Source organism: Rhodovastum atsumiense (genome assembly GCF_937425535.1).
GTDB lineage: Bacteria > Pseudomonadota > Alphaproteobacteria > Acetobacterales > Acetobacteraceae > Rhodovastum > Rhodovastum atsumiense.
Window position 1 is genome coordinate 5401326 of record NZ_OW485601.1, and the last position, 22057, is coordinate 5423382.

General features: G+C 69.5%; 24 protein-coding genes and 1 riboswitch. Of the genes, 5 read left to right on the plus strand and 19 right to left on the minus strand.

Annotated features, from left to right (window positions below):
• Nucleotides 1–36: 36 nt before the first annotated feature.
• The 15 genes from NBY65_RS24330 to NBY65_RS24400 all read right to left on the minus strand — a co-directional run bounded on the left by NBY65_RS24330 (nucleotide 37) and on the right by NBY65_RS24400 (nucleotide 15510).
• Nucleotides 37–786, minus strand: coding sequence for an adenosylcobinamide-GDP ribazoletransferase (locus tag NBY65_RS24330; RefSeq protein ID WP_150041642.1), 750 nt, complete (start codon nucleotides 784–786; stop codon nucleotides 37–39).
• Entirely contained in the window at nucleotides 774–1868 is a 1095-nt protein-coding gene (gene cobT, locus NBY65_RS24335) for a nicotinate-nucleotide--dimethylbenzimidazole phosphoribosyltransferase (protein ID WP_150041643.1), read from the minus strand. The genes NBY65_RS24330 and cobT overlap by 13 nt, the downstream gene beginning before the upstream one ends.
• On the minus strand, nucleotides 1865–3343 hold the full coding sequence (locus tag NBY65_RS24340) for a cobyric acid synthase (RefSeq protein WP_456312611.1): 1479 nt from the start codon (nucleotides 3341–3343) through the stop codon (nucleotides 1865–1867). Before NBY65_RS24340 ends, cobT begins: the two co-directional genes overlap by 4 nt.
• 115 nt (nucleotides 3344–3458) lie before the next feature.
• On the minus strand, nucleotides 3459–3614 hold the full coding sequence (locus NBY65_RS24345) for a hypothetical protein (RefSeq protein WP_162530613.1): 156 nt from the start codon (nucleotides 3612–3614) through the stop codon (nucleotides 3459–3461).
• A gap of 192 nt (nucleotides 3615–3806) precedes the next feature.
• Nucleotides 3807–5420: a magnesium-protoporphyrin IX monomethyl ester anaerobic oxidative cyclase gene (bchE, locus tag NBY65_RS24350; RefSeq protein WP_150045836.1), complete on the minus strand. Its 1614-nt coding sequence runs from the start codon at nucleotides 5418–5420 to the stop codon at nucleotides 3807–3809.
• 204 nt (nucleotides 5421–5624) lie between these two features.
• Nucleotides 5625–5843: riboswitch (cobalamin riboswitch) on the minus strand.
• A 74-nt stretch (nucleotides 5844–5917) separates the two neighbouring features.
• Nucleotides 5918–7318, minus strand: coding sequence for a carbohydrate porin (locus NBY65_RS24355; protein ID WP_250265737.1), 1401 nt, complete (start codon nucleotides 7316–7318; stop codon nucleotides 5918–5920).
• A gap of 20 nt (nucleotides 7319–7338) precedes the next feature.
• Nucleotides 7339–7968 (minus strand): hypothetical protein, encoded by a 630-nt coding sequence (locus tag NBY65_RS24360; RefSeq protein ID WP_150040924.1) that lies wholly within the window; start codon nucleotides 7966–7968, stop codon nucleotides 7339–7341.
• Nucleotides 7969–8038: 70 nt separating this feature from the next.
• Nucleotides 8039–8809 (minus strand): CbtA family protein, encoded by a 771-nt coding sequence (locus NBY65_RS24365; protein ID WP_150040923.1) that lies wholly within the window; start codon nucleotides 8807–8809, stop codon nucleotides 8039–8041.
• Between the two features lie 16 nt (nucleotides 8810–8825).
• A complete protein-coding gene (locus NBY65_RS24370; RefSeq protein WP_408895153.1) occupies nucleotides 8826–9035 on the minus strand; it encodes a CbtB domain-containing protein in 210 nt (69 codons plus the stop codon).
• A 203-nt stretch (nucleotides 9036–9238) separates the two neighbouring features.
• Nucleotides 9239–10102 (minus strand): CheR family methyltransferase, encoded by an 864-nt coding sequence (locus NBY65_RS24375; RefSeq protein ID WP_150040921.1) that lies wholly within the window; start codon nucleotides 10100–10102, stop codon nucleotides 9239–9241.
• Entirely contained in the window at nucleotides 10099–11223 is a 1125-nt protein-coding gene (locus NBY65_RS24380) for a protein-glutamate methylesterase/protein-glutamine glutaminase (RefSeq protein ID WP_239002787.1), read from the minus strand. The genes NBY65_RS24375 and NBY65_RS24380 overlap by 4 nt, the downstream gene beginning before the upstream one ends.
• Nucleotides 11220–11591: a response regulator gene (locus NBY65_RS24385; protein ID WP_150040920.1), complete on the minus strand. Its 372-nt coding sequence runs from the start codon at nucleotides 11589–11591 to the stop codon at nucleotides 11220–11222. Before NBY65_RS24385 ends, NBY65_RS24380 begins: the two co-directional genes overlap by 4 nt.
• Nucleotides 11592–11595: 4 nt before the next feature.
• Entirely contained in the window at nucleotides 11596–12075 is a 480-nt protein-coding gene (locus NBY65_RS24390; RefSeq protein WP_150040919.1) for a chemotaxis protein CheW, read from the minus strand.
• 22 nt (nucleotides 12076–12097) lie between these two features.
• A complete protein-coding gene (locus NBY65_RS24395; RefSeq protein WP_150040918.1) occupies nucleotides 12098–14752 on the minus strand; it encodes a hybrid sensor histidine kinase/response regulator in 2655 nt (884 codons plus the stop codon).
• A 104-nt stretch (nucleotides 14753–14856) separates the two neighbouring features.
• Nucleotides 14857–15510: a histidine phosphotransferase family protein gene (locus tag NBY65_RS24400; protein ID WP_162530554.1), complete on the minus strand. Its 654-nt coding sequence runs from the start codon at nucleotides 15508–15510 to the stop codon at nucleotides 14857–14859.
• A gap of 148 nt (nucleotides 15511–15658) precedes the next feature.
• Between NBY65_RS24400 and NBY65_RS24405 the strand changes: the two genes are divergently transcribed.
• Entirely contained in the window at nucleotides 15659–15844 is a 186-nt protein-coding gene (locus tag NBY65_RS24405) for a DUF3553 domain-containing protein (RefSeq protein WP_150040916.1), read from the plus strand.
• 92 nt (nucleotides 15845–15936) lie between these two features.
• The gene (gene moaA, locus NBY65_RS24410) at nucleotides 15937–16926 is read left to right on the plus strand and encodes a GTP 3',8-cyclase MoaA (protein ID WP_150040928.1); all 990 of its coding nucleotides are present in this window, start codon (nucleotides 15937–15939) and stop codon (nucleotides 16924–16926) included.
• A 67-nt stretch (nucleotides 16927–16993) separates the two neighbouring features.
• Here moaA and NBY65_RS24415 read toward each other — a convergent pair whose 3' ends face one another.
• A complete protein-coding gene (locus NBY65_RS24415; RefSeq protein ID WP_150040915.1) occupies nucleotides 16994–17371 on the minus strand; it encodes a hypothetical protein in 378 nt (125 codons plus the stop codon).
• A gap of 377 nt (nucleotides 17372–17748) precedes the next feature.
• Between NBY65_RS24415 and NBY65_RS24420 the strand changes: the two genes are divergently transcribed.
• Nucleotides 17749–19755, plus strand: a complete 2007-nt coding sequence (locus NBY65_RS24420) for a DUF3857 domain-containing transglutaminase family protein (protein WP_250265738.1) — start codon at nucleotides 17749–17751, stop codon at nucleotides 19753–19755.
• Nucleotides 19756–19785: 30 nt separating this feature from the next.
• On the opposite strand, the gene NBY65_RS24425 is transcribed toward NBY65_RS24420, so the two are convergent.
• Genes NBY65_RS24425 through NBY65_RS24435 form a run of 3 tightly spaced genes read right to left on the minus strand, consistent with a single transcriptional unit; the run spans nucleotide 19786 to nucleotide 21038 of the window.
• Nucleotides 19786–19941 carry a hypothetical protein gene (locus tag NBY65_RS24425; RefSeq protein ID WP_162530553.1) on the minus strand — a complete coding sequence of 52 codons (156 nt, stop codon included), beginning with the start codon at nucleotides 19939–19941 and terminating at the stop codon, nucleotides 19786–19788.
• Nucleotides 19942–19952: 11 nt separating this feature from the next.
• Nucleotides 19953–20117, minus strand: coding sequence for a hypothetical protein (locus NBY65_RS24430; RefSeq protein ID WP_162530552.1), 165 nt, complete (start codon nucleotides 20115–20117; stop codon nucleotides 19953–19955).
• A 51-nt stretch (nucleotides 20118–20168) separates the two neighbouring features.
• Entirely contained in the window at nucleotides 20169–21038 is an 870-nt protein-coding gene (locus NBY65_RS24435; protein ID WP_150040913.1) for a methyltransferase domain-containing protein, read from the minus strand.
• Nucleotides 21039–21102: 64 nt separating this feature from the next.
• Between NBY65_RS24435 and NBY65_RS24440 the strand changes: the two genes are divergently transcribed.
• Nucleotides 21103–21339: a hypothetical protein gene (locus tag NBY65_RS24440; RefSeq protein WP_150040912.1), complete on the plus strand. Its 237-nt coding sequence runs from the start codon at nucleotides 21103–21105 to the stop codon at nucleotides 21337–21339.
• A gap of 240 nt (nucleotides 21340–21579) precedes the next feature.
• Entirely contained in the window at nucleotides 21580–21900 is a 321-nt protein-coding gene (locus NBY65_RS24445) for a hypothetical protein (RefSeq protein ID WP_162530551.1), read from the plus strand.
• Nucleotides 21901–22057 lie beyond the last annotated feature (157 nt).

Sequence of the window (22057 nt, forward strand, 5' to 3'; positions counted from 1 at the left end):
TCCCCTTTTTTATAGTGAACCGGGACAGGCGGCCGCTCAGGCGGTCGCCAGCACTGCCAGCAGGATCGCCAGCTCCGTCACCTGCTGCGTCGCCCCCACGCAATCGCCCGTGTAGCCACCGATCCGCCCGCCGAACCACAGCACGCAGCCCAGCCAGACCAGGGCAGCCGCCCCGAGTGCCGGCAGCGGCACGCCAAGCAGGAATGGCGCCAGCCCCGTGGCCGCGGCCAGGGCCAGGCGCGGCGCGCTCTTCCGCCCCACCACCGGCCGCGCCCGGCTGCCCTCGCCGCGGGCGTAGGGCAGCACCGCCATCAGCGCCACCGCCCAGGCGCGGCTGGCGGCCTGCGCGGCCAGTACGGTGGCTGGCAGGATCGCCCCCGGCAGCGCCGCCATCGCCTGCCAGCGCAACCCCACCATCACCACCAGCCCTGCCATCCCGTAGCTGCCGACACAGGAATCCTGCATGATCGCCAACACGCGCTCGCGCGTGGCGCCGCCGCCGAAGCCGTCGCAGACATCGGCGAAGCCGTCTTCCTGCAGCGCGCCGGTCAGCAGCACGCCGACCGCCACTGCGAGCCCCGCCGCCACCGGCGCGGCCAGCCAGGGCCGCGCCGCCGCCCAGCACGTCCCCATCGCCGCGCCGACCACCAGCCCGATCAGGGGCCAGTAACAGGCGGCGCGGCGCAGGTCGGCGGCGTCCAGCAACGGCCGGCGCGGCACCGGCAGGCGGCTGAAGAATACCGCCGCCGCCAGGACCGCCCGCACCTCGGTGGTCAGCCGCTGCATGGCAGCACCACCTCGCGCCCGCTCACGCCGGCTTCGTCGAAGCTCGCCATCTCATCCAGCATGGCGACGGAGGCGCGCACCAGCGGCCAGGCCAGCGCCGCCCCGCTCGCTTCGCCCAGCCGCAACCCCAGGTCCAGCAACGGCCGCCCGCCCAGCGCCGCCACCGCATGCCGGTGCGGCCCATCGCCCGAGAGATGCGCGAACACGGCGTAGTCGCGTACGGCCGGCGCCAGCCGCGTCGCTGCCAGCATCGCCGCGGTGGCGATGACCCCGTCCACCATTACCAGCATCCGCCGCGACGCCGCCTGCAGCATCGCCCCGGTCATCATCGCGATCTCGCAGCCGCCGAAGGCCGAGAGCGCCGCCAGCGGCGTGCGCGCGGCATGGTGGCGCCGCCAGACCTGCGCCAGCACGTCCTGTTTGCGGGCCAGCGCTGATCCCGCGCTGCCGGCGCCGATGCCGACGCATTCATGCAGCGGGCGTTCCAGCAGCGCCGCGTAGATCAGCGCCGCGGCCGAGGAATTGCCGATGCCTTTCTCGCCGGGCAGCAGGGCGTTGCAGCCCTGTGCCGCCAGCGCATCGACGACGGTGGCGCCGCGTTGCAGGCACAGCGTCACCTCGGCCGGGGTCAGGGCCGGTTCATGCAGTGCATTGCGGCTGCCCGCGCGCACCTTCATCACGATCAGGTCGGGATGCGGCGGCAGGTCCACCGCCAGCCCCGCATCCACCAGCTTCAGCGCCAGCCCCGCCTGCCGCGCCATCACCGCGCTGCCGGCATGGCCGGCCAGGATGGCGCGCGCCACCTGCGCCGAGACTTCCTGGGGGAAGGGCGACACGCCTTCGGCCGCCAGCCCGTGGTCGCCGGCGAAGATTACCACCGTCGGCGCCACCAGCCGCGGCTGCAGCGTGGCCTGCATCAGCCCCAGCCGCAGCGCCAGTTCCTCCAGCCGGCCGAAGGCGCCGCGCGGCTTGGTCTTGTCGTCGATGCGTTGCTGCAGCGCCGGTGCCAGGTGCCGCGCCAGCGGCGGGATCTCTGGCACTGTCCAGGCGGTGGGAGTGTCCGCCAGGGCCGCGGCGCTCATCGGGCCAGCGCCAGCAGCGCATCCAGATCGAGATTGGCCTCGACATGATCGGCCAGTGCCTCGATCGCGGCTTCGGTGCGCGCCTCGAAATCCAGCGCCGCCGCTTGCGCGCCGACCCGATCGAGCCAGCGCGCGCGGAAGCCGTCGGCGCCGAACAGCCCGTGCACATAGGCACCGGTGACGCGGCCACAGCGCGACACCGCCCCTTCCGGACGCGGCGGCGCGCCGCTGCCGTCATCGAGCAGCAGCCAGGGACGTGCGAGACCGGGGCCGGTGGTGCGGCCCATGTGCATCTCGTAGCCGGTGACGCGCTCGCCGCTGGCATGGTCGAGCATGTCGATCTCGATCAGGCGCTTCTCGCCGCCGATCTCGGTCTCGATGTCGAGCAGGCCAAGCCCCGGCGTCTCGCCGGGCGGGCCCTCGATACCGGTGGGGTCGCGCACCACGCGGCCGAGCATCTGGAATCCGGCACACAGCCCGACCACGCGGCCGCCGCCGCGTACATGCGCGAGGATATCCAGGTCCCAGCCCTCGCGTCGCAGCACATCGAGGTCGCTGCGCGTCGCCTTGGAGCCGGGCAGCACGATCACGTCGCTGTCGCGCGGGATCGGATGGCCCGGATGCACCCAGCGCACCGAGACCCCCGGCTCGGCGCCGAGCGGGTCGAGATCGTCGAAATTGGCGATGCGCGAGAGATGCGGCACCGCCACCTTCAGCCCGCCCGCGCCGCCCGTGGCCGGGCGTTCCAGCGCCAGCGAATCCTCGGCCGGCAGTCGGTCCGCCTGCTCGAACCAGCGCAGCACGCCCAGGAACGGCCAGCCGGTGCGCTCGGAAATGATCTCGCAGGCCGGCTCGAACAGCGAGAAATCACCACGGAACTTGTTGACCAGATAACCCGCCACGCGGGCGCGGTCGGTGGAGGAGAGCAGGGCATGCGTGCCCACGATCGCCGCCATGGTGCCGCCGCGATCGAGGTCGCCCAGCACCACCACCGGCAAATCGAGCGTCTCGGCCAGGTGCATGTTGGTGATGTCGGAATTGCGCAGATAGAGCTCCGCCCCGCTGCCCGCGCCCTCCACCAGTACCAGGTCGGCCTCGGCGGCGAGGCGCTCGTAGCTGTCCACCACCGCCGGCATCAGCCCGTGCCGCATCTGGTGATAGATGCGGGCCGGGCAGTTGCCGAGCACCCGGCCACGCAGCACCACCTGCGAGCCGATATTGGTCTGCGGCTTGAGCAGCACCGGATTCATGTGAATCGAGGCCGGCACCCGGCAGGCCCGCGCCTGCAGCGCCTGCGCCCGGCCGATCTCGCCGCGCGCCTCGGCCGGGGCGTCGGCATCACGCACCACGGCGGCGTTGTTGCTCATGTTCTGCGCTTTGAACGGACGCACCACCAGGCCGCGCCGCGTGTAGGCGCGGCACAGCCCGGCCACCAGCATGCTCTTGCCGACATCGGAGCTGGTGCCCTGGATCATCAGGGCGCGGGCGCGTCGCGGCAGGGAGACGGTGCGCGGGGTGAACACGATCGGGGCGAGCTGGTCGGTCATGAAGGATCCGGTTGCGGGTGCGAGGAATCGGGGGCAGGGGGCATCAGCGCGACAGGTACAGGATCACGCGTGCCAGCGCACGCCAGGCGCGGAACCAGGAATCGGGCGGATTGCCCGGACACGGGAAGCGGAACGAGGTCCAGATCGGGCGGTGCTGCTGCCGGCAATCATCCTCGGGCCATGGAAGCATCGCGTTCATGTTGCACCTTTCGCGGGGCGTTGCCCCGGGCCCCACCAGGGGGCTTTGCCCCCTGGACCTCCACCAAGGGCTTCGCCCTTGGAACCCGATCTTTCTGTGCCGCGCAGCGCTTTTGGGGTGCAGGGGCCTTGTGGCCCCTGCCGGGTCCAGGGCAGAGCCCTGGCCTTTCTTGTTTCCAAAGCAGCCATCGCCTCACTCCGCCATTTGCTGGTCGCCGCCACCGCAGGCACGGATCTGCGCTGCCGCCGCCGCGGTGGTGGCGGCTTCCTGCTTGCGCCGGGGCGCGTTTTTCCAGGCTGCCGCCGATGCGGTCACGGTGGCCCCGGCGACGTCGCGGCGATCGTCGAAATGGAAGTCCACCTTCTTCTTCGACTGCGGGCCCCAGTAGCCGAACCGGCCGAGGTCGTAGAATTTCCGTTCGAACGCGCTCTTCAGATAGGCCTTCAGGCAGCCGAGCAGATATTTCCGCCGGTACGGGTCGCGCTGCCACGGATAGGAGAACAGCGACTTGTGCATGTAGAAGCGGCGGTAGTTGTGCATCACCCGGTCGAGCAGCTCGCCGCGCTCCATCGCCGCCGGCTTCATGATCGGGGTGACAAAGTTGTATTTCTCGAAGTCGAACACCTCGACCTTGTCGCCAAGCTCGCGGAACAGGTCGGAGAACGGCCAGGGGGTGAACATCGACCAGTTGGCCATGTCCGGATTCCAGTCCATGACCATCTGGTAGGTTTCTTCCAGCGTTTCCGCCGTCTCGTTCTCCAGCCCGACGATGAACTGCGCCTCGGTGACGATGCCGTTCTGGCGCAGCAGCGTGATCGCCTTCTTGTTGTCGGCGACAGTGGTTTCCTTGTTGAACAGGTCGAGCTTGAGCTGTGCCGCCGCCTCGGTGCCAAGCGAGATATGCACCAATCCGGCCTTGCGGTAAAATGGCAGGTCGGCCTCATCGCGCAGCACGTCGGTGACACGCGTGTTGATGCCCCACTGGATCTTGTCGGGCAGGCCGCGGTCGATCAGTTCCTGGCAGAACTCGACGAACTTCTTCTTGTTGATGGTGGGCTCTTCGTCGGCGAGGATGAAGAAGCCGACGCCATGGTCGCGCACCAGCGTCTCGATCTCGTCCACCACCTTTTTCGGGTCGCGCACGCGGTAGTCGCGCCAGAACTTCCACTGGCTGCAGAAGCTGCAGGTGAAGGGGCAGCCGCGCGCGAGGTTCGGCGTCGCCACCGGCACGCCGAGCGGGATGTAGATGTATTTCTTCCAGTCCAGGATGCTCCAGTCCGGGACGATGGTGTCGACATCGCGGATCGGCGGTTCGGCCGGGGTGGCGATCACCTGGGCGTCCTCGCGGTAGGCGATGCCGTTGACCTGGCCGCGTTCGGTCGGCCAGCGTCCCTGGTCGACCGCGCGCACCAGGTTCAGCAGCACCGCCTCGCCCTCGCCGCGGATGATCGCGTCGATCCAGGGCGCTTCCATCAGCACCGGCTGGTACATGAAGGTCGGGTGGATGCCACCGAGCACCGTGATGACGTTCGGATGCACCTCCTTGGCGATCTTCAGCACCCGTTCGGCGGTGTAGATCGCCGGGGTGATGGCGGCGGTGCCGACGATGTCGGGCGTCTCGGCGGCGAGCATGTCCCGCAGGGCTTCATCGGAGATGTCGTCGTTCATCGCGTCGATGAAGCGGATGTCGGCGTAGCCGGCCGCCTTCAGGTAGCCCGCCAGATAGGCGGCCCAGGCGGGCGACCACTTGCCGGCGATCTCGGCACCGCCGGAATGGTAATTGGGATGGATCAGCAGGATCCGCATCGATGGCCTCCGCGCCAATGCGCCGCACCGCACCCGGCACGGCGGAGGGCAGGCCGTTGGGCGCCGCCTTTGGCTCCCACCGGTCCGAACCAGTGTCGGTCACGCCGGATCGTCACGGAGACGGGGTGGAGAGGGAGCGTCTGCGAAAACCGGAACCGTCAGGCCCGTTCCAACGCAGTCGCACCACCGGGACACCCCGCCCGAGGACGTTCGACGGCCGTGGCAGGTCTCCTGGCTTGCGGGTCGTCGCCTCCGTCCTGGCCTTCCCGATGCCGTTCCGGCACCAGTGACGCAAATCGGATGATGGCTCGCCGCTCACAGTTGCGGGGGCAGCTCCGGCATGGTCGGCAGACGCACCGGATTCCCTCTTAGCTTCTGCTTCCGGCAGATGGAAACAGAAGAACCACGACACGAAACCCGTAGCTTTCGACAGGGCACTTTGTCAAGTGAGCAAGCGTGTGGCGGATGAAATCCGCTCTACGTGCTACGTGCCTGCGTCAGAAGGTGATGGTGCTGCGCAGCCCGAAGATGGCGGCGTCGCCGATGCGCTTGGTGGGATCGAGCGGATCGGGCACGCCGCCGGCCGGGCGGAACACGTACTGGAAGTCCGGCTGCACGATCAGCCATGGCGTGACCTGCGCCTGGTAGGTCAGTTCCAGCACCGTCTCGCTGTTGCGGATCGGATAGGACGCATCGGTGAAATACGTCACGTCGCGATCGTAGCGGCGGGCCTTGGCACCGATATGGGCATAGCCGATGCCCAACCCGATCGTGTCGTTCTCGCGGGCGGGGATCGCCCCCTTCCAGGTGACGCCCACGTTCATGAAGAAGTTCACCGGATTGCGGTCATTGGTGGTGCCGGTGATGCGGCCGAACACGCCGATGCCCTGGTCCTTGGTGCCGGGCTTGCGCCAGACCATCTGGTCGGCCACGGCATAGAGGCTCCAGTTGTTGGTGCGGCCCAGCGCCACCCCGCTGCTCGACGGATCGGCGAGCAGCAGGCCGTCATTGGCATAGCGCTGGTCGGAGAACTGGTTGGAGTTGTACCAGCCACCGACCTTGTAGGTGCCGGGAAGCCCGGTCGCGTCCTCGCCGCCGTTGATGCTGTACTGCACCTCGCCGATGACGAAGACGCCGCGGTTCAGGGTGAACGAGGTGCCGGAGGGGTTGCGCACCTGCGGATCCGGATTCTCCCCGACCGGGGCGGGGTCGCCGCTGTAGACGCCGAGCAGGACAGCGAGATCCTCGCGCGGCTTCACCTTCAGCCGCACGCCGGGGGTGGCCAGCGGATAGGCCGGGCCGCCGGAGGGCAGGTCTACCGCCGCCAGGGTCGGCCAGCCGAACGATGCATTGATGAACAGCCCGCCATACTGGGAAACCTGGAATTCCTGGTCGGCCGCCTGCTGGCCGACGCGCACCGAGACGCGGTCGTCGAACAGCGCCTGCTCGTACCACAGCTCGAACAACCGGGTGGCGCGGGTGGCCTCGATGCCGCTGACGGTGTTGATGTTGCCGATGTTGTTGGAACTCAGGCCACGGCCGTGGATCTGGTAGGCGCTGGCGTTGAAGGTGCCGCCGGGCAGGCCGAACGCCTTCCCGGTATCGACCTGCACCCCCATCAGCGTGGCGCCCTCGTAGACCGCGCCCTGGCGGAAGCCGCCGCTGACATTGCCGAGCACCTCGCTGGTCTCCTGCAGGGTCAGGGTGACGCCGGCATCCTCCAGCCGGGAGCGCAGCCCGCCGGGATCACCGAGCATGTGCTCGCGTTCCCAGAAGCCGGCCTCCGCGTCGGCGGCCTGCGCCGGCAGCGTCGCGGCACTCGCGAGTAACAGGGCGAGGGTGCCGCGCGGCAGGCAGGATCGCAGCGCATGGGGGCAGGCAGCAGCAGGAAAAGGCATTCGTAAGTTTCCGGTCAGTTTCATTGGCGATCAAAGCGGCATGGTCTTGCGGAAGCCGAACGGAGGACGGCCAGTGCCAGGACCGCCAGGACAATCAGGCCGGGCGTGCAGGGGAGCAGGCCTCTCCAGTCCGGATAAATCACGTCGGAGGTGTTGAACGCTTCGCCGCTGTAGCGGCACAGCATCAGCGAGGCCTGCCGGGCCTGCATGGCGTCTTCGATTTCCGCGACGACGGCCTGCACGGCCGTGCGATCACCGGGCATGTCCAGCAGATGCAGGAGCAACGCCCGGGTCGCGGCCAGATAGGCATGGGCGCATTCGTTGAAGGGGCTGTCCTCGTCGGTCAGGCTGCCCGGCGCGAGGCCCCACAGGCATGCGCTGAACTGGATGTTGATGAAGCCCTGCAGCCGCCGCATCACCCGGTCGGTGGGAAACTGCTGTTGCGCCAGGGCCAGGATCGCCCTCCGGTAAGCGGCCAGCACGAGCATTTCGCCATGCGTGACGGTGGGGATCGAAATCGCATCCTCCGGTGCCGGCGCGGAGCTTCCCTGCCGGTGGGCCCGGGCAGGGAACGCCGCGGCAATGCACAGCAGGATCCAAAGCGACAGGACACAGCAGAGCTCCCTGGATCGTCCGACCGGCATGTCCATCCTGCGCCCCCGAGACCCTGCACGGCCGCGATCGTGGTGGGGCTGATGCGGCGGAACGACGGTATTCGGGTTACGAGGCCGCCAGCACGTGCCGTGCCGTCGCTTGCCGTCGCATGGCGTGCTCCGCCAGGGGACCGAAGGCCAGTCCCAGCGTGGTCCACAGGATCACCTGGGCGCCGACGGAGGCGATCCGGAATTGCCACAGCAGGTCGGCCGGGAATTGCTCGGGCACCTCGTTCACGGTCGGCAGGGCGAAGTTGGCAACGACGATGACGAGCAGATACGCCAGCCCGGCAAACAGCGATGCATTCCAGGCGCCATGGCGGCCAACCAGCCGCCGGCGCAGCAGCACCGCCCCCAGCATCGCCACCACTGAAATCAGGATCATCGCAAAATAGAGCGCGGTGCGGATCTGGATGGTTTCGGGTTCGCCGACCGCGGGCGGGTTGGCTGGGTACTTGACGAAGGGAGCCAGATAGACCGTGACAAAGCCGATGGCGGCGAGGATCGCGGCAGTGGCGCGTGGCCCGGTGGCGGCCAGTCGCCCGGAAGCCGAGGCGAAGACCAGCGCGAACAGGCCGCCAATGGCGGCGCCGAACACGACGACGCCGGTGAACAGCCCGATGCCGGCCTGGACCGGCCGGCTGACCAGTTCGGGTTCTTCTTCCGCCGCCGGTGATCCCCCGGCCGCCTCGGTGGCGGCCTTGGCCTGCTCCATGCGGGCCTCGAAGGCGATGGCCCGATCGACCTGGGGCTCGCCGAAGACCTTCAGGAAGCCGAAGGCAAGCAATCCCGCGAGGATGCCGACCAGCATCCCGCGGACGAGCAAATTCCTGACCATGATGTCGACAGCCGGCTCAGTGGCAGGGGAAGCCGAGCAGGTGCCGCCCATCATGCACGAATTCGTGCACGTACATGCCGGATATCAACGAGGTGGCGCCTTCCTCGGCGCCGATGAAATACAGCGCGAGCAGCAACACGATGCCGAACAGCGCCCATGGCAGGATGTCCCGAAGCGGGATCGGGGCCGGCGCGAAATCAGGGAGGAAGGTGGTGTCGGACATCATGGGCTCCTCGGGATGGCGCGTCCCAATGCAGCGATGTGTCACGGCTGGGTCTGACTCTCGACCGCTCCTGACAGGGAGCGGCGATTACAGTGGCGCGACCGTGCCGGGTTTGCACCGGCTTCCAGGAGCGTGACGATGGAGGCACCCTATTGGGTCCGGGGGGCGGTCGTCAATGCATCACCGGTGCGACCGTGGGCGGCGGCTCAGCCGGCGCAGACGATCGTCCGCTCCAGTCGGTCGGCAACCGCCGGCTGAGCCGGGGCGAGGGTATAGACCCCGCGTTCCTCGCCATAAGGCACAAAACGGTCGCACAGGCCGAGCACCGTCTCGGCGCCGCCGAGATAGAGCAGCCCATCCGGTGCCATCTGTCGCGCGATCGCTTCGAGCACGCAGGTCTTGGTGGGCGGATCGAAATAGATCAGCACGTTGCGGCAGAACACGATGTCGAACCGGCCCAGCGGCCGCAAATCGTCCAGCAGGTTCCATTCACGAAACACGGTCATGTTGCGCAGTGCCGGGGCAATGCGCCACTGCGCGCCTTCCTTGCGGAAATGCCGCACCAGCATCTGCATCGGCAGGCCGCGCTGGATCTCGAACTGCGTATAGAGCCCGGCGCGGGCGCGGGCGAGCGGGGCGCGGGCGATGTCGGTGCCGAGGATCTCCACCCCGCGCCCGGTCAGCATCGCCTGGATCTCGCTGATGATCATGGCGAGCGAATAGGCTTCCTGCCCGGTGCTCGCGGCGGCCGACCACAGGCGCAGCCGCGTCCCTGCCGGCCGCGCGGCGTGCAGGCGCGGCAAGGCGTGGTCGCGCACATGCGCGAAAGGCCGGTCGTCGCGAAAGAAAAAACTTTCGTTGGTGGTCATCGCCTCGACCACGTCGCGCGCCAGCGTCCCGCATCCCGGCAGGCGCAGCCGCGCCGCCAGCGCATCCAGTCCGGGCAGTCCTTCCCGCCGCAGGATGGGCACCAGCCGCGTCTCCAGCAGGTAGGTCTTATCGGGACCAATGGCGAGGCCGGAGCCGTTGCGCAGCACCGTGGCGAAGACCTCGAAGCTCGCCGGGGTCATGGGCCTTTCCCCGCGTCGCGCAGCAGGTCCAGCACCCGCGGCGCGATCGCCGGCAGGGGCAGCACCCGGTGGCACAGCCCCGCCTGCGCTACCGCCCCGGGCATGCCCCAGACCACGGAGCTGGCCTCGTCCTGCGCGAGCGCGGTGCCGCCGGCCTCGATCACGGCGCGGGTGCCCTCCCGTCCGTCATGGCCCATGCCGGTCAGCATCACCACCAGCACGCGGCCGCTACAGGCCAGGGTGGCGCTGCGCAGCATCGGATCGACCGAGGGGCGGCAGAAATTCTCCGGGGCTGCATCGGACAGGCGCGCCCGCAGCGCGCCGGGCCGGCCTTCCACCAGCAGATGCCGGTCGCCCGGCGCCAGGTAGATCCGTCCCGCCTCGATCGGCTCGCCGTCGCGCGCCTCGGCGCAGGGCGTGGCCCCGAGCCGGGTCAGGTGGTCGGCCAGGATCGGGGTGAAGGCCGCCGGCATGTGCTGGGTGATCACCACCGGAACCTTCAGCCCGGTTCCAAGCCCCTGGACCAGAGTGAACAGGGCCTGCGGTCCGCCGGTGGAACTGCCGACCGCGACCAGCAGCGGCCGTTCCCGTGCCGCCGGCCGGACTGTCGTTGGCGCCGCCGCCGTGCCCATCACCGGCCGTGGCGCACCGGGCGGCGTCGCCGTCGCGACGGCATGGCGGCGCAGCCGGGCCAGGCCCTTCACCTTGGCCAGCAGCTCGCGGCGGAAGCTGTCATCGGCGATCGCGGCGACCGAGGGCTTGGGCACGTAGTCGGCCGCCCCCAGCCGCAGCGCCCGCAACGCGATATCGGCGCCGCGTGTGGTCAGGGTGCTGGCCATGATCACCCGCAGCCGGGGATCGGCGCGCAACAGCAGCGGCAGCGCCGTCAGCCCGTCCATCTCCGGCATCTCGATGTCGAGCACGGCGACGTCGAAATGTTCGCGCCCGACCGCCTCCAGCGCGGCGCGGCCGTTGGCGACGCGCGCGGCCACGTGGATGGTGGGGTCGGCGTTCAGCATGCGCGCGATCGCGCCGCGAATCACCGCCGAATCGTCGCAGAGCAGGACACGTGCGGCCTCGGGCGAAGGCCGGGCAAGCAGCGGCGCGAGAGTTTCGCTCACAACAGCCCGGCCTGTGCGAACTTGCCCACCAGGATGGCCTCGTCGAACGGCTTCATGATGAATTCCTGTGCCCCCTGTGCGATCGCCTGCTTCACGAAGGTCATTTCGGTCTCGGTGGTGCAGAACACCACCGGTGGCCGCGCGCCGAATTCGCCCCGCAGCGCCTTGAGGAAATCCAGCCCGTTCATCACCGGCATGTTCCAGTCCAGCAGCACGCAGTCGGGCAGGGTGGCACGACAGGCGGCGAGGGCGGCCTCGCCGTTCCCGGCCTCGTGCACGGCGAAGCCCTGGGCTTCCAGGATGCGGCGGGCCAGCCGGCGCACGACGACGCTGTCATCCACCACCAGGCAAAGACGGCCGCCGGCCATCGTCTCAGGCCTCCGGCGCGAGCGTCAGCAGGCGGCCGACATCCAGCACCACCATCAGCCGGTCCTGCAGCCGGTGGATGCCCAGCGCATGCGCCGCCCAGGATTGCGGCAGGGTCGGCGGGATGCGTTCGAAGCCGTCGGCGGGCAGGCTGAGCACTTCGCTGACCTGGTCGACCAGCAACGCATAAAGTTCGTTGCCCTGCTCGGCGACCACCGACATGCGCGGCGCGTCGGGCGCAGCATCCGGCAGGCCGAGTCGCCGGTGCAGGTCGATCGCGGTGACGATGCGCCCGCGCAGGTTCAGGCTGCCGGCGATCTCCGAGGGCGCGAGCGGGATGCGCGTGATCGTCTGTTCGCTCAGCACATCGCGCACCGCCTCCACCGGGACGCCGCAGAGCTGGCCGGCGACGGTGAGGGTGACGAGCACATGCGTCTCCGCGCTGGCCGCCTCGGCGGCGCGCGGCGAGGTGGGGGTGGCCATCATGGTTCTCTTTTTCTTCCTGTCCTCAGGCGGAGGTCACTGTCTCGCCCAGGCACTGGCGCAGGCTGGCCATCAGGGCAGGACGGTCGAACTTGCCGACATAATCGGTGAAGCCGGCGGCGCGCCCGGCCGTCACCTCGGCATCGCAGACCCGCCCGCTGAGCGCGATCACCGGCAGGCTGGCCCAGGGGCCCTCGGCGCGGAGGCGGCGCACGAAGTCCAGCCCGTGCATGTCGGGCATTTCGATATCGGAGATGATGGCGTCGAACATCGCGCCGGCCTCGCGCAGTTGCAGCGCGCGGCTGGGGCCATCGCAGCCCACCACCTCGTAGCCTTCGGCCGAGAGGGCGGGGATCAGCAGGTTGCGGAAGAAGTCGCTGTCCTCGACCACGAGCAGGCGGCCGGCGCGCGCGACACCGCTGCCGTCATTGCGGAACCAGTCGCCGGCGGCGCGGGTGAGCCAGTAGGCGGTGTCGATCACGTCGGTGGCGCGGCCGGCCAGCACGGCGGTGCCCAGCAGGCCCGGCCGGTCTCCCGACAGCTCGATGCTCATGCGGTCCTCGACCACATCAAGGATTTCGTCGACCACCAGCCCCATGCAGCGATCGCGGCCAAGCCCGCGATCGACATCGTTGAACACCAGCACGGCATGGCGCGGCTTCGTCCTGTCGAGCGCGCCGGCGAGCGGCACCAGCGGCATCAGCCGGCCGCGGTACTGCACCACCGGCTGGCCGGCGGAGATCTCGATGCGCTCGCTGGCGATGTCCTCCAGCCGCGACACCAGGCTGAGCGGCACCGCCTTCGGCTCGGGGCCGCCGGCACGGAACAGCAGCACGGCGATGCGCTGCCCGGACTGTGCCAGCACGGTGCCGGTCATCGCCTCCGGGCGCAGTTCACTGCCGGCGATGCCCTGGGCGCGGGCGATGCCGTTGGGATCGAGGATCATGATCACCGACCCGTCGCCCAGGATGGTGTTGCCGCTGAACATGGTGATGTGGCGCAGGATCGGCGCCACCGGCTTGACCACGATTTCCTCGGTGTCGAAGACGCGGTCGACGATGATGCCCAGCAGCGTGGCGCCGACCTGGGTGACCACGATGCTGCGGTTGCCGGCCTCCTGCGTGGGGTCGGGTTCGAGCCGCATCAGCTCGGCGAGCCCGACCAGCGGCAGCAGCCGGTCGCGCAGGCGCAGCACCGGGGTGCCGTCGATGCGCTCGATGCGGCTTTCGGTGCGCTGCTCGCCGCTGCCGTCCTTGCCCGTGGCCGTGCCGTCGCGCTCCGCCTCGGTGCCCGCACGCACCAGCTCGACCACGCTGAGCTGCGGGATGGCGAAGCGTTCCCGCCCGGCCTGCACGATCAGCGCCGAGACGATGGCGAGGGTGAGCGGGATCTTGACGACGAAGGTGGTGCCGTGACCGGGCTGGCTTTTCAGCTCGATGGTGCCGCCGATCTTCTCGATGTTGGTTTTCACCACGTCCATGCCGACGCCGCGGCCGGAGACGGCGGTGACGGCTTCGGCGGTGGAGAAGCCGGGGCGGAAGATGAAGCGCTGGATCTGCGCCTCGGTCATGGTGGCGAGTTCGGTTTCGGTGGCCAGGCCACGCGCCAGCACCTTGGCGCGGATCTTCTCGGTGGCGAGGCCGCGGCCATCGTCGCCGATCTCGATCAGGATGTGGCCGCCCTCGTGGAAGGCGTTGAGGGTGATGCGACCGGTCTCCGGCTTGCCCGCGGCGCGGCGCTCGGCCGGGGATTCCAGCCCGTGATCGCCGGAATTGCGCACCATGTGCGTCAGCGGATCCTTGATCAGCTCCAGCACCTGCCGGTCGAGTTCGGTGTCGGCGCCGTGCATGACCAGTTCGATGCGCTTGTCGAGGTCGCGGGCGAGGTCGCGCACCAGCCGCGGCAGCTTGTTCCAGGCATTGCCGATCGGCTGCATGCGCGTCTTCATCACCCCTTCCTGCAGGTCGGAGGTGATGTGCGACAGACGCTGCAGCGGCACCTGCAGCCCCGAATCCTCCTGACCGCGCGCAAGCTGCAGCAACTGGTTGCGGGTGAGCACCAGCTCGCTGACCAGCGTCATCAGGTTTTCCAGCACGTCGACGCCGACGCGGATGGTCTGGCCGGCGATGGTGGCCTCGGCCTCGCGCACGGCCTCCGCCGGTTCCGGCGGCGCTTCGTTCGCGGCCGGCGCGGCTGTCGAAAGGGACGCGGCATCGGGTCCGTCCGGCGCGGCGCCGGGCGGGGCGGGGGGCATGGCGGCAGGCGCTGCGGAGACCTGGGCAGCGGGCGTGGCGGCGGGCTGGCGGCCCTCGGCCACCTCGGTGAGGACGGCGACCAGGGCGCTGTCATCGCCGGCGGGCTCGGTGCCGGCGGCGGCGAGCCCGCCGACGATCTCCTTGATGCGGTCGAGCGCGAAGAGCACGGTGCTGATCACGTCCGGGGTGGCGGCGATGGCGCGCTCGCGCAGCCGCACCAGCACGTTCTCGGCCGCGTGCGCCACCTGTTCGAGCCGGGGCAGCCCCAGGAAGCCGCAGGTGCCCTTGATCGTGTGCATCAGCCGGAAAATCTGCGAGAGCGTCTGCTCGTCGTCCGGCGTGCGTTCCAGGCGCACCAGCGCCACGTCGAGCTCGGCCAGGCTCTCGTTGGTCTCGGTCAGGAAATCCGCCAGCAGATCGTCCATTACGCTCTCCGTGCGCCCCGTGCGTCCTGTGCCCCGTGGCGGGGCGATCGCGTCCAGGGTGCGCGCGCGAAGGCGAAGAAACGGTAAAGACGCGCCGGGGGCGTTCAGGCCGGATGCAGCAGCAGCGGTGCGGCGCCATCCCCGGGCACCGGCACCGGGCCGAGGCGCAGCCGCGCCCCGGCCGCATGTGCGAGCAGGGCGGTCAGCGGCCCCTGCAACTCCCGTGGCGTGGCGGTGCCGGCCGCCTGCCATGCCGCCCCGGGATCGGCGAGCCAATCGGGCAAACCGTCCGGCCAGGCGGCGCCGGCACCGTGCAGCGTGGCGCGCAGACCCTGCGGGCCCAGGCCGGCCAGCTCCAGCGTGCCGCCACGCGGCAGGCTGTCGGCGGCGAGCAACGCGACATTGAGCAGCAGCCGGCCGGTTCCGGCGGGAAAGCGGCGCCGTGGCCCGAGCCTTTCCAGGCGCAGGCCGATCCGCGGCAGCGCGGTGCAGATCCCCTGCAGCGCCGCGGCGTCCTCCGGCTCCGCGCCCCCCGCCCAGGCCGCGCGCAGCAGCCGCAGCCGCGCGGCCAGCACATCGGCCGCCTCGCGGCCGAGCGGCAGCGCCTCGGTGGCGCCGGGATCCGCCTGCGCCACCGCGATCGCGGCGGCGACGGTGGCGAGTGGGCCGCTGATTTCATGACATAGTCGTGCGGCCAGCAACCCGGTGAACCGGAGTCCGTCCTGCCATGGCGCCCCCGCGGTGCCGGATATGTCCACGCGCCAGCCTCCCCGGTGATCCGGGCCGCATCGTTGCGGACGCTTGCGTCGCGACCGCGATACCAGGCCCGGTCACCCGGCATTACGATCCCGGCGCGGCGGCGTCGAGTCTTTTCGAGTTCGCACCAAAAGACGGAGGATGGATGCCATGGCCATGCCACCGGCCGGATCGTCGCTGGAGCCGGGAATGTGGGTCCGCCATCCCGACCGCCCCGACTGGGGGCGCGGACAGGTGCAATCGGTGATCGGCCAGCGGGTCACCGTCAATTTCGAGGAAGCCGGCAAGGTCGTCATCAACGCCGCGGTGATCACCCTCGACCCCGTGCCGGACTGAGGGAAAGGCCCGCCCCCTTGCGCGCGCGCCGCGGCCCGTCGATATATTGTGGCCAATAATATACCTGTATGCGGGGATGAGGCATGGCGACGATGACGGATCCGTTCGGTCGGGCGATCACCTACCTGCGGGTCTCGGTCACTGACCGCTGCGACCTGCGCTGTGTCTATTGCATGGCCGAGGACATGACCTTCCTGCCCAAGGCCTCGATCCTCACCCTGGAGGAGCTTGACCGGCTGTGCGGCGCCTTCATCGCGCTCGGCACCGGCAAGATCCGCATCACCGGGGGCGAGCCGCTGGTGCGGCGCGACGTGCTGACGCTGTTCCGCTCGCTCGGCGCGCGGCTGGGGGAGGGGGGGCTGCGGGAGCTGACGCTGACCACCAACGGCACCCGGCTGGCGCAGCATGCCGGGGCGCTGGCGGCGGCGGGGGTGCGGCGGGTGAATGTCAGCCTCGACACGCTCGATCCGCAGGCCTTCACCGCGATCACCCGGCGCGGGCGGATCGAGACGGTGCTGGAGGGCATCCGGGCGGCGCAGCAGGCGGGGCTCGCGGTCAAGCTGAACACGGTGGCGCTGCGCGGGGTGAACGAGGATGCCTTCGACGACATGCTGGCCTGGTGCGGGCGGCATGGGATCGATCTCTGCCTGATCGAGACCATGCCGCTCGGCGATGTCGCGGGGGACCGCACCGACCAGTACCTGCCGCTGTCGCTGGTGCGCGCGCGGCTGCGGCGGCGCTGGACGCTGACCGAGACCGGGTACCGCACCGGCGGCCCGGCGCGCTACTACGACGTGGCCGAGACCGGGCGGCGGATCGGCTTCATCACGCCGATGACGCATAATTTCTGCGAAAGCTGCAACCGGGTGCGACTGACCTGCACCGGCAGGCTGTACATGTGCCTCGGGCAGGAGGACAGCGCCGATTTTCGTGCGCTGCTGCGCGGCGGTGCCAGAGATGCCGGGCTGGTGGCGGCGATCGAGGCCGCGATCGCGCGCAAGCCGAAGGGCCACGACTTCGTCATCGACCGTCGCCGCGACGCCCCGGCCCTGTCGCGGCACATGAGCGTCACCGGCGGCTGACCACCGCGGCCCTCTCCCGCTCCGGTGCCGGGGAGAGGGGCGCAGCGGCATGATGGTCCGGACGATGTCACCCGGTCAGGATGGTGGTGCTGGAGAAAGACGCGTTTTGCGCGTCGCTCGATTGCCATGCGCTGGCGAAGCTTGCCCCGGAGACCTCCCCATGGGCGCCGGTGGCATGCCAGCTTGCCCGGACATTCGCGTTGCCGGTGAAATGCGTGACGATGTCGGTGGCGATGTTATGCCCGCTTGCTCCGGTCACGTGCCAGCTCAGCGTGCTGCCGCCGTGGCGGTCGCTCGCCAGCGTCAGGTTGGACGGAATGCCGCCGATGAACCGGATCGTGCCGAATTCTGCGCCATGGCGCAGAATTTGCACGGTGTCGCCGTGCCGGTTCAGTGTCAGTCCCTGTGTGCCTGGAAACTCGAAACGTCCTTCAGAGCTCGACATGAACGATAACTCCTCGATGGAAGGATGACGATTCTGTCTGCATCTGTCCGCGAGCAGATCCGGGCAGGTTTCATTTGTCCGGATGCAATCATTTGGGACTGCGATGGTTTAAATAAACGACAAGATGGTTCCGTGATGGGATTCATAATTTATTGAATTCTTGCGAAGTTTCATTGAATTCCGGGGATATGTGGCCCCGTTCGATCCTGTTGACAGGATCGACATGAAATATTGGTGTTGGGCAGGTCGCCGGCGGTGCTGAAAATGGTACTGGCGGCCATTTCTTTTGAAAGCGTTATTATAACGAAGTTGGTTTTTTATTCACTTTTTCGTGATGGCAGATTATTCCATACACTCTTCACGATGTGGAGAGCGGCATGGCCCGGCGTATCTCCGTTGTCCTCGGTCTGGCGGCAGCCTTGCTGCTGATTTATTTCGCCATCCTTGCGCATGCCGCCCGTGCTGCCACGCCGGTGGACGTGCTGCGTGCCTCCGACAGTTACGATCTCGGCCGGGACGGCGCCGTCACCCGCATCTGGCGTGTCGAGATCCGTGTGGCCAATGCCGCTGCCGCCCGGCGCGAGGCGCAGCAGACCATGACCTACAGCCCCGGCCTGGAGACCCTCGATCTGGTCGAGGCGGCGACGCGCAAGGCCGACGGGCGGGTGTTGCCGGCCGGCCCGGACGCGGTGGTCGAGCAGTTGCCGCGCGGCTCGCCCGAGCTCGACCGTTTCACCGACCGCCGCCAGAAGGTGGTGCTGCTGCCGGACGTGCAGGCCGGTGACACCGTGGTGGTGGCCTGGCGCAAGCTGCGGGCGCGACCGCTGCTGCCCGGCTTCGCCACCGCGCTCTACCGCCCCGTCGACCTGCCCTGGCGCGACCTGTCCCTGGTGGTGCGGGTCCCACGCGGCACGGTGCTGCAGAGCGAGGTTCATGGCTTCCGCCACTCCGTCACCGAGGACGGGGAGGCGGTGGTGCATCGCTGGCAGGCCGATCCGGCCGCCGTCGCCGAGGATTCGGCGCTGGCTGCCTTCGATCGCCTGCCGCGCGTGTTCGTCTCGACCTGGCGCGACTGGGATGCGCTGGCGCGCGACTGGGCGGCAGCGGCACTGCCGAAGGCGCAGCCCACCCCGCAGATCCGCGCGCTCGCCGAGCGGCTGGTGGCGGGGGCGGCGGACCGACGCGAGGAAGCCCGCCGCATCTATGACTGGGTCAGCGCCCGCATCCGCTATGTCGCGCTCTATGTCGGCGATGGCGCCCTGCTGCCGACGGATGCGGGGATAGTGCTGGCGCGTGGCTGGGGCGACTGCAAGGACCACGTGGCGCTGTTTCACGCGCTGCTGGCTGCCCGCAGTATCGCCGCGGAGATGGTGATGGTCAATCTCGGCGACGGCTATTCGCTGGCCGGGCCGCCGGGCTTCGCCCAGTTCGACCACCTGGTCACCTGGTTGCCGGAATTCGGGCTCTATGCCGACACCACCGCCGGCACCGCGCCCTTCGGTGTGCTGCCCTTCGCCGCCGCCGGTAAGCCGGTGCTGCACGCGGTGGCATCCGGCGCGCTGCGGCGGACCCCGGCGCTGGCGCCCGGGGGGGCCTCCGCCACCCTGGTCACCCAGGCGACGCTGCTCGCGGACGGGCGGATCCGTGGCACCACCCGCACCTCGGCCACCGGTCCCTTCGCCGGCGATCTGCGGCATTCCGCGCAATGGGCCGAGGGAATCGGCGACGGCGCTGCCGCGGCGCAGTTGCGCGCCCTTGGCCTGGATGGCGGCGGCAGCTTCAGCTTCGCCCCGCCCGAGACCCCCGGCAACGAGTACGAGGTCAATGGCCGCTTCGCCCTGATCGCCGATCCGGCCCTGCTGGAGGGCGCCGGCTTCGTGCCGACCCCCGGGCTGCGGCTGCTGGTGCGGCCGGGCGACATGTTGCTCGGGCCGCTGCGCCGCGACATCGGCGAGACCACCGCCGCCCCTTGCCATGCCGGACGGCAGAGCGAGCAGATCGTGCTGGACCTGCCGCCCGGGCGGCAACTGCAGCGTGTGCCCGCCGATCTGCGGCTGGAGACGGACTCGGTGAGCTATCTGGCGCAATGGCGGCTGGCCAATGGCCGGCTGACCATCACGCGGGAGCTGCTCTCCCGCTTCCCCGGCCCGGTCTGCGGCGGGACGGCGCGGCGGGAAGCGGCCGCGGCGCTGCTTGCCATCCGCCGCGAGCTGGCGACCCAGGTGGCCCTGGCCGACGATACGGCCCCCGGCGCCGGGGCGCCGGTGCAACGCAATCTGACCGTGGCGGTCGACCAGGACCGGCCCGGCGGCACCGGCCGGCGGGCCGGCCCTCAGCGGGAACGCGGCCCGATCGCTCCGACCGAGCCGGACGGGGGCGGATGACCCGCGCCGGGCCGGCACGCCGGTGGCGGGTCAGCGCGCGGGCGGCGTCACTACCACCGGGCCGGCATCGGGCGGCGGGGTGACCACCACCGGGGCGGGCTTGCGCGGTTCCTCGTGATAGCTGATGCAGGCGGCGGCCGGCAGCGTCAGGGCGGCGAGCAGGGCGGCGCGGACCAGGATTCGCATGACCGGCTTCCTCACGGCGTGGTGCCCGGCCGCACCAGGATGGGGGCGCTGCCCGCGGGCGGCGGGGTGATCACGACCGGCGCCGGCTCTTGCACCGGCACCTCGCGATAGGTGAAGCAGGCGGCCAGCGGCAGCAGGCAGGTGCCGAGCAGGGCGGCACGCAGCAACGTCGTCATGGGCATTTCCTTTTGGGCGAAGCGGATCTGTCGCCGCCCATACGCAGCCGTTCAGCGACGGTTCCGGCTCCGGTCCGGGTCGGCCAGCGCCTCGCCGAGTGGCACCTGGCCACTGCCGCGCGGCAGCGGCTGCGGCTGGCCCGGCGCGGGCGCCCATCCGGTCAGCACGGCCAGCCGCAGGGTTGCCCGCGCGCGCCCCTCCTGCCCGGGCAGGGCGGCGAGGGCGGCCGGGAACAGCGCGCGTGGCGGGATGCGCCGGTCGCGCAGCGCCACCGCATTGGCCTCCCCGGCCTCGCGCAGGTCGCGCAGCAGCCGCAGCGGGTCGGCATACAGCAGGGTGATGTCCTCGACATCGGCAACCGGCAGGGCGAAGCCGGCGCGCTGCAGCAGGGCGGCGCAGTCGCGCAGGTCCGGGAAGGGCGCGACCCGCGGTGCGGCGCCGCCGGCGAGCGCCGCCTCGGCTTCGGCCAGGGCGGTGCGCAGCTCGGCGAGGGTGCCCCGCGCGGGCAGGCTGGCCAGCAGCAGCCCGTCCGGCCGCAGCGCCTGGCGGAGCTGGATCAGCGCGCCCGGCAGGTCGTTGACCCAGTGCAGCGACAGGTTCGCCACCACCAGGTCGAAGCTGGCGGGGGCGAAGGGCAGCCATTCCGCGTCGGCGGCAACACAGGGCGCCCCGGCACGGGCGGCCATGCGGGGGGAGAGGTCGCAGGCGACGACATCGATGCCGCGGGCGCGCAGCAGCGGGGCGACGATGCCCCGCCCGCCGAGATCAAGGGCACGGGTGAAGCGGCGCGTGGTGTCATCGAGGCGGTCGAGCAGGCGGTCGGCGGCGTCGCGCAGGATGTCGGCGACCCGGTCCACCGTGGCGGCGGCGCGATCACGGTGGCGGCGCACGGCCATGCGGTCGAAGACCTGCGGTGTCATGGCCCCGCCTGCGGTGGGGGCGGCGTCGGGGATCGGGGGTGCGGGGTCCGGTGCGGCATTGGGCATGATGATCCAGCATGTGCCCGTGCCCGCGGTCGCTGCCAAGAGGGGCCGCCGTCATCGCGATTGGTGCGCTGCGAAATCACCGCCGCCCGTCTCGGGGATGCGCATTGCCGGTGCCGGCCGGCGGCGGCGACTGCAACTGCTGTGCGTGCTCGAGATCGTGAAAATCCATGCGCGTCGCCGGCTGCGGGCGCGCAAGGCGTGCACTGGGATGGCGGACATCGCATCGATGCCCTGATTTTCATGCGATTTGGTGAATAGCCTGCCGGAACGGGCAACTTTTCATTACTTGGGTGGGATTTTTGGCCTTCCTCGGGGAACCAGGTGGCGAGAACGCAAAAAGCGATCCAGTTGACAACGCCAAACGCCAGGTAAATGGTGATATGGTGTTAATGGTGACATGTCGAACTGGCCAAAGATTCCGCACTGCACAATAAGAGATTCCGCACTGCAAAATATGTACTGCCAGTATGACTCCATGGCTGCCATGCCAGCGGCCGCGCAATGCTCTTGGAAGAGTCTGCGCCTGGAAGTTCATGTGGCGTTAGCCAGTTCAAATGGCAGAACATGTGTGAAATCAACGGGGCTGTTGCCGCGTGGATGTTCGCGTGAATGGTCGGTTGATGGCTTTGTATTGACAGATGATCAAACAAATATCTACCATGATGACTTCGAACTGACCATAGTGGGGAACAAAATACGAAATACGTCACAAATTAAATTCAATTTCATTACCAAATTTACTTCAAATTACCATGTTATTTTTGAGGAAATTGCTTACGATTCTGACTTCCACTGACAGATTTGCTGCTCCATCGCTTGTCTTGGTCTTGCCTGCCACAAGGAAACGTCGTTCGGTTCGCCATGCCTTCATGCCCGGCTCGTGGCCCGGCGTGGTGACCGCCACCGGGGGATGAAGCGCCGCCGTCCGGGAGCAACGAGAACAGAACAGCCAC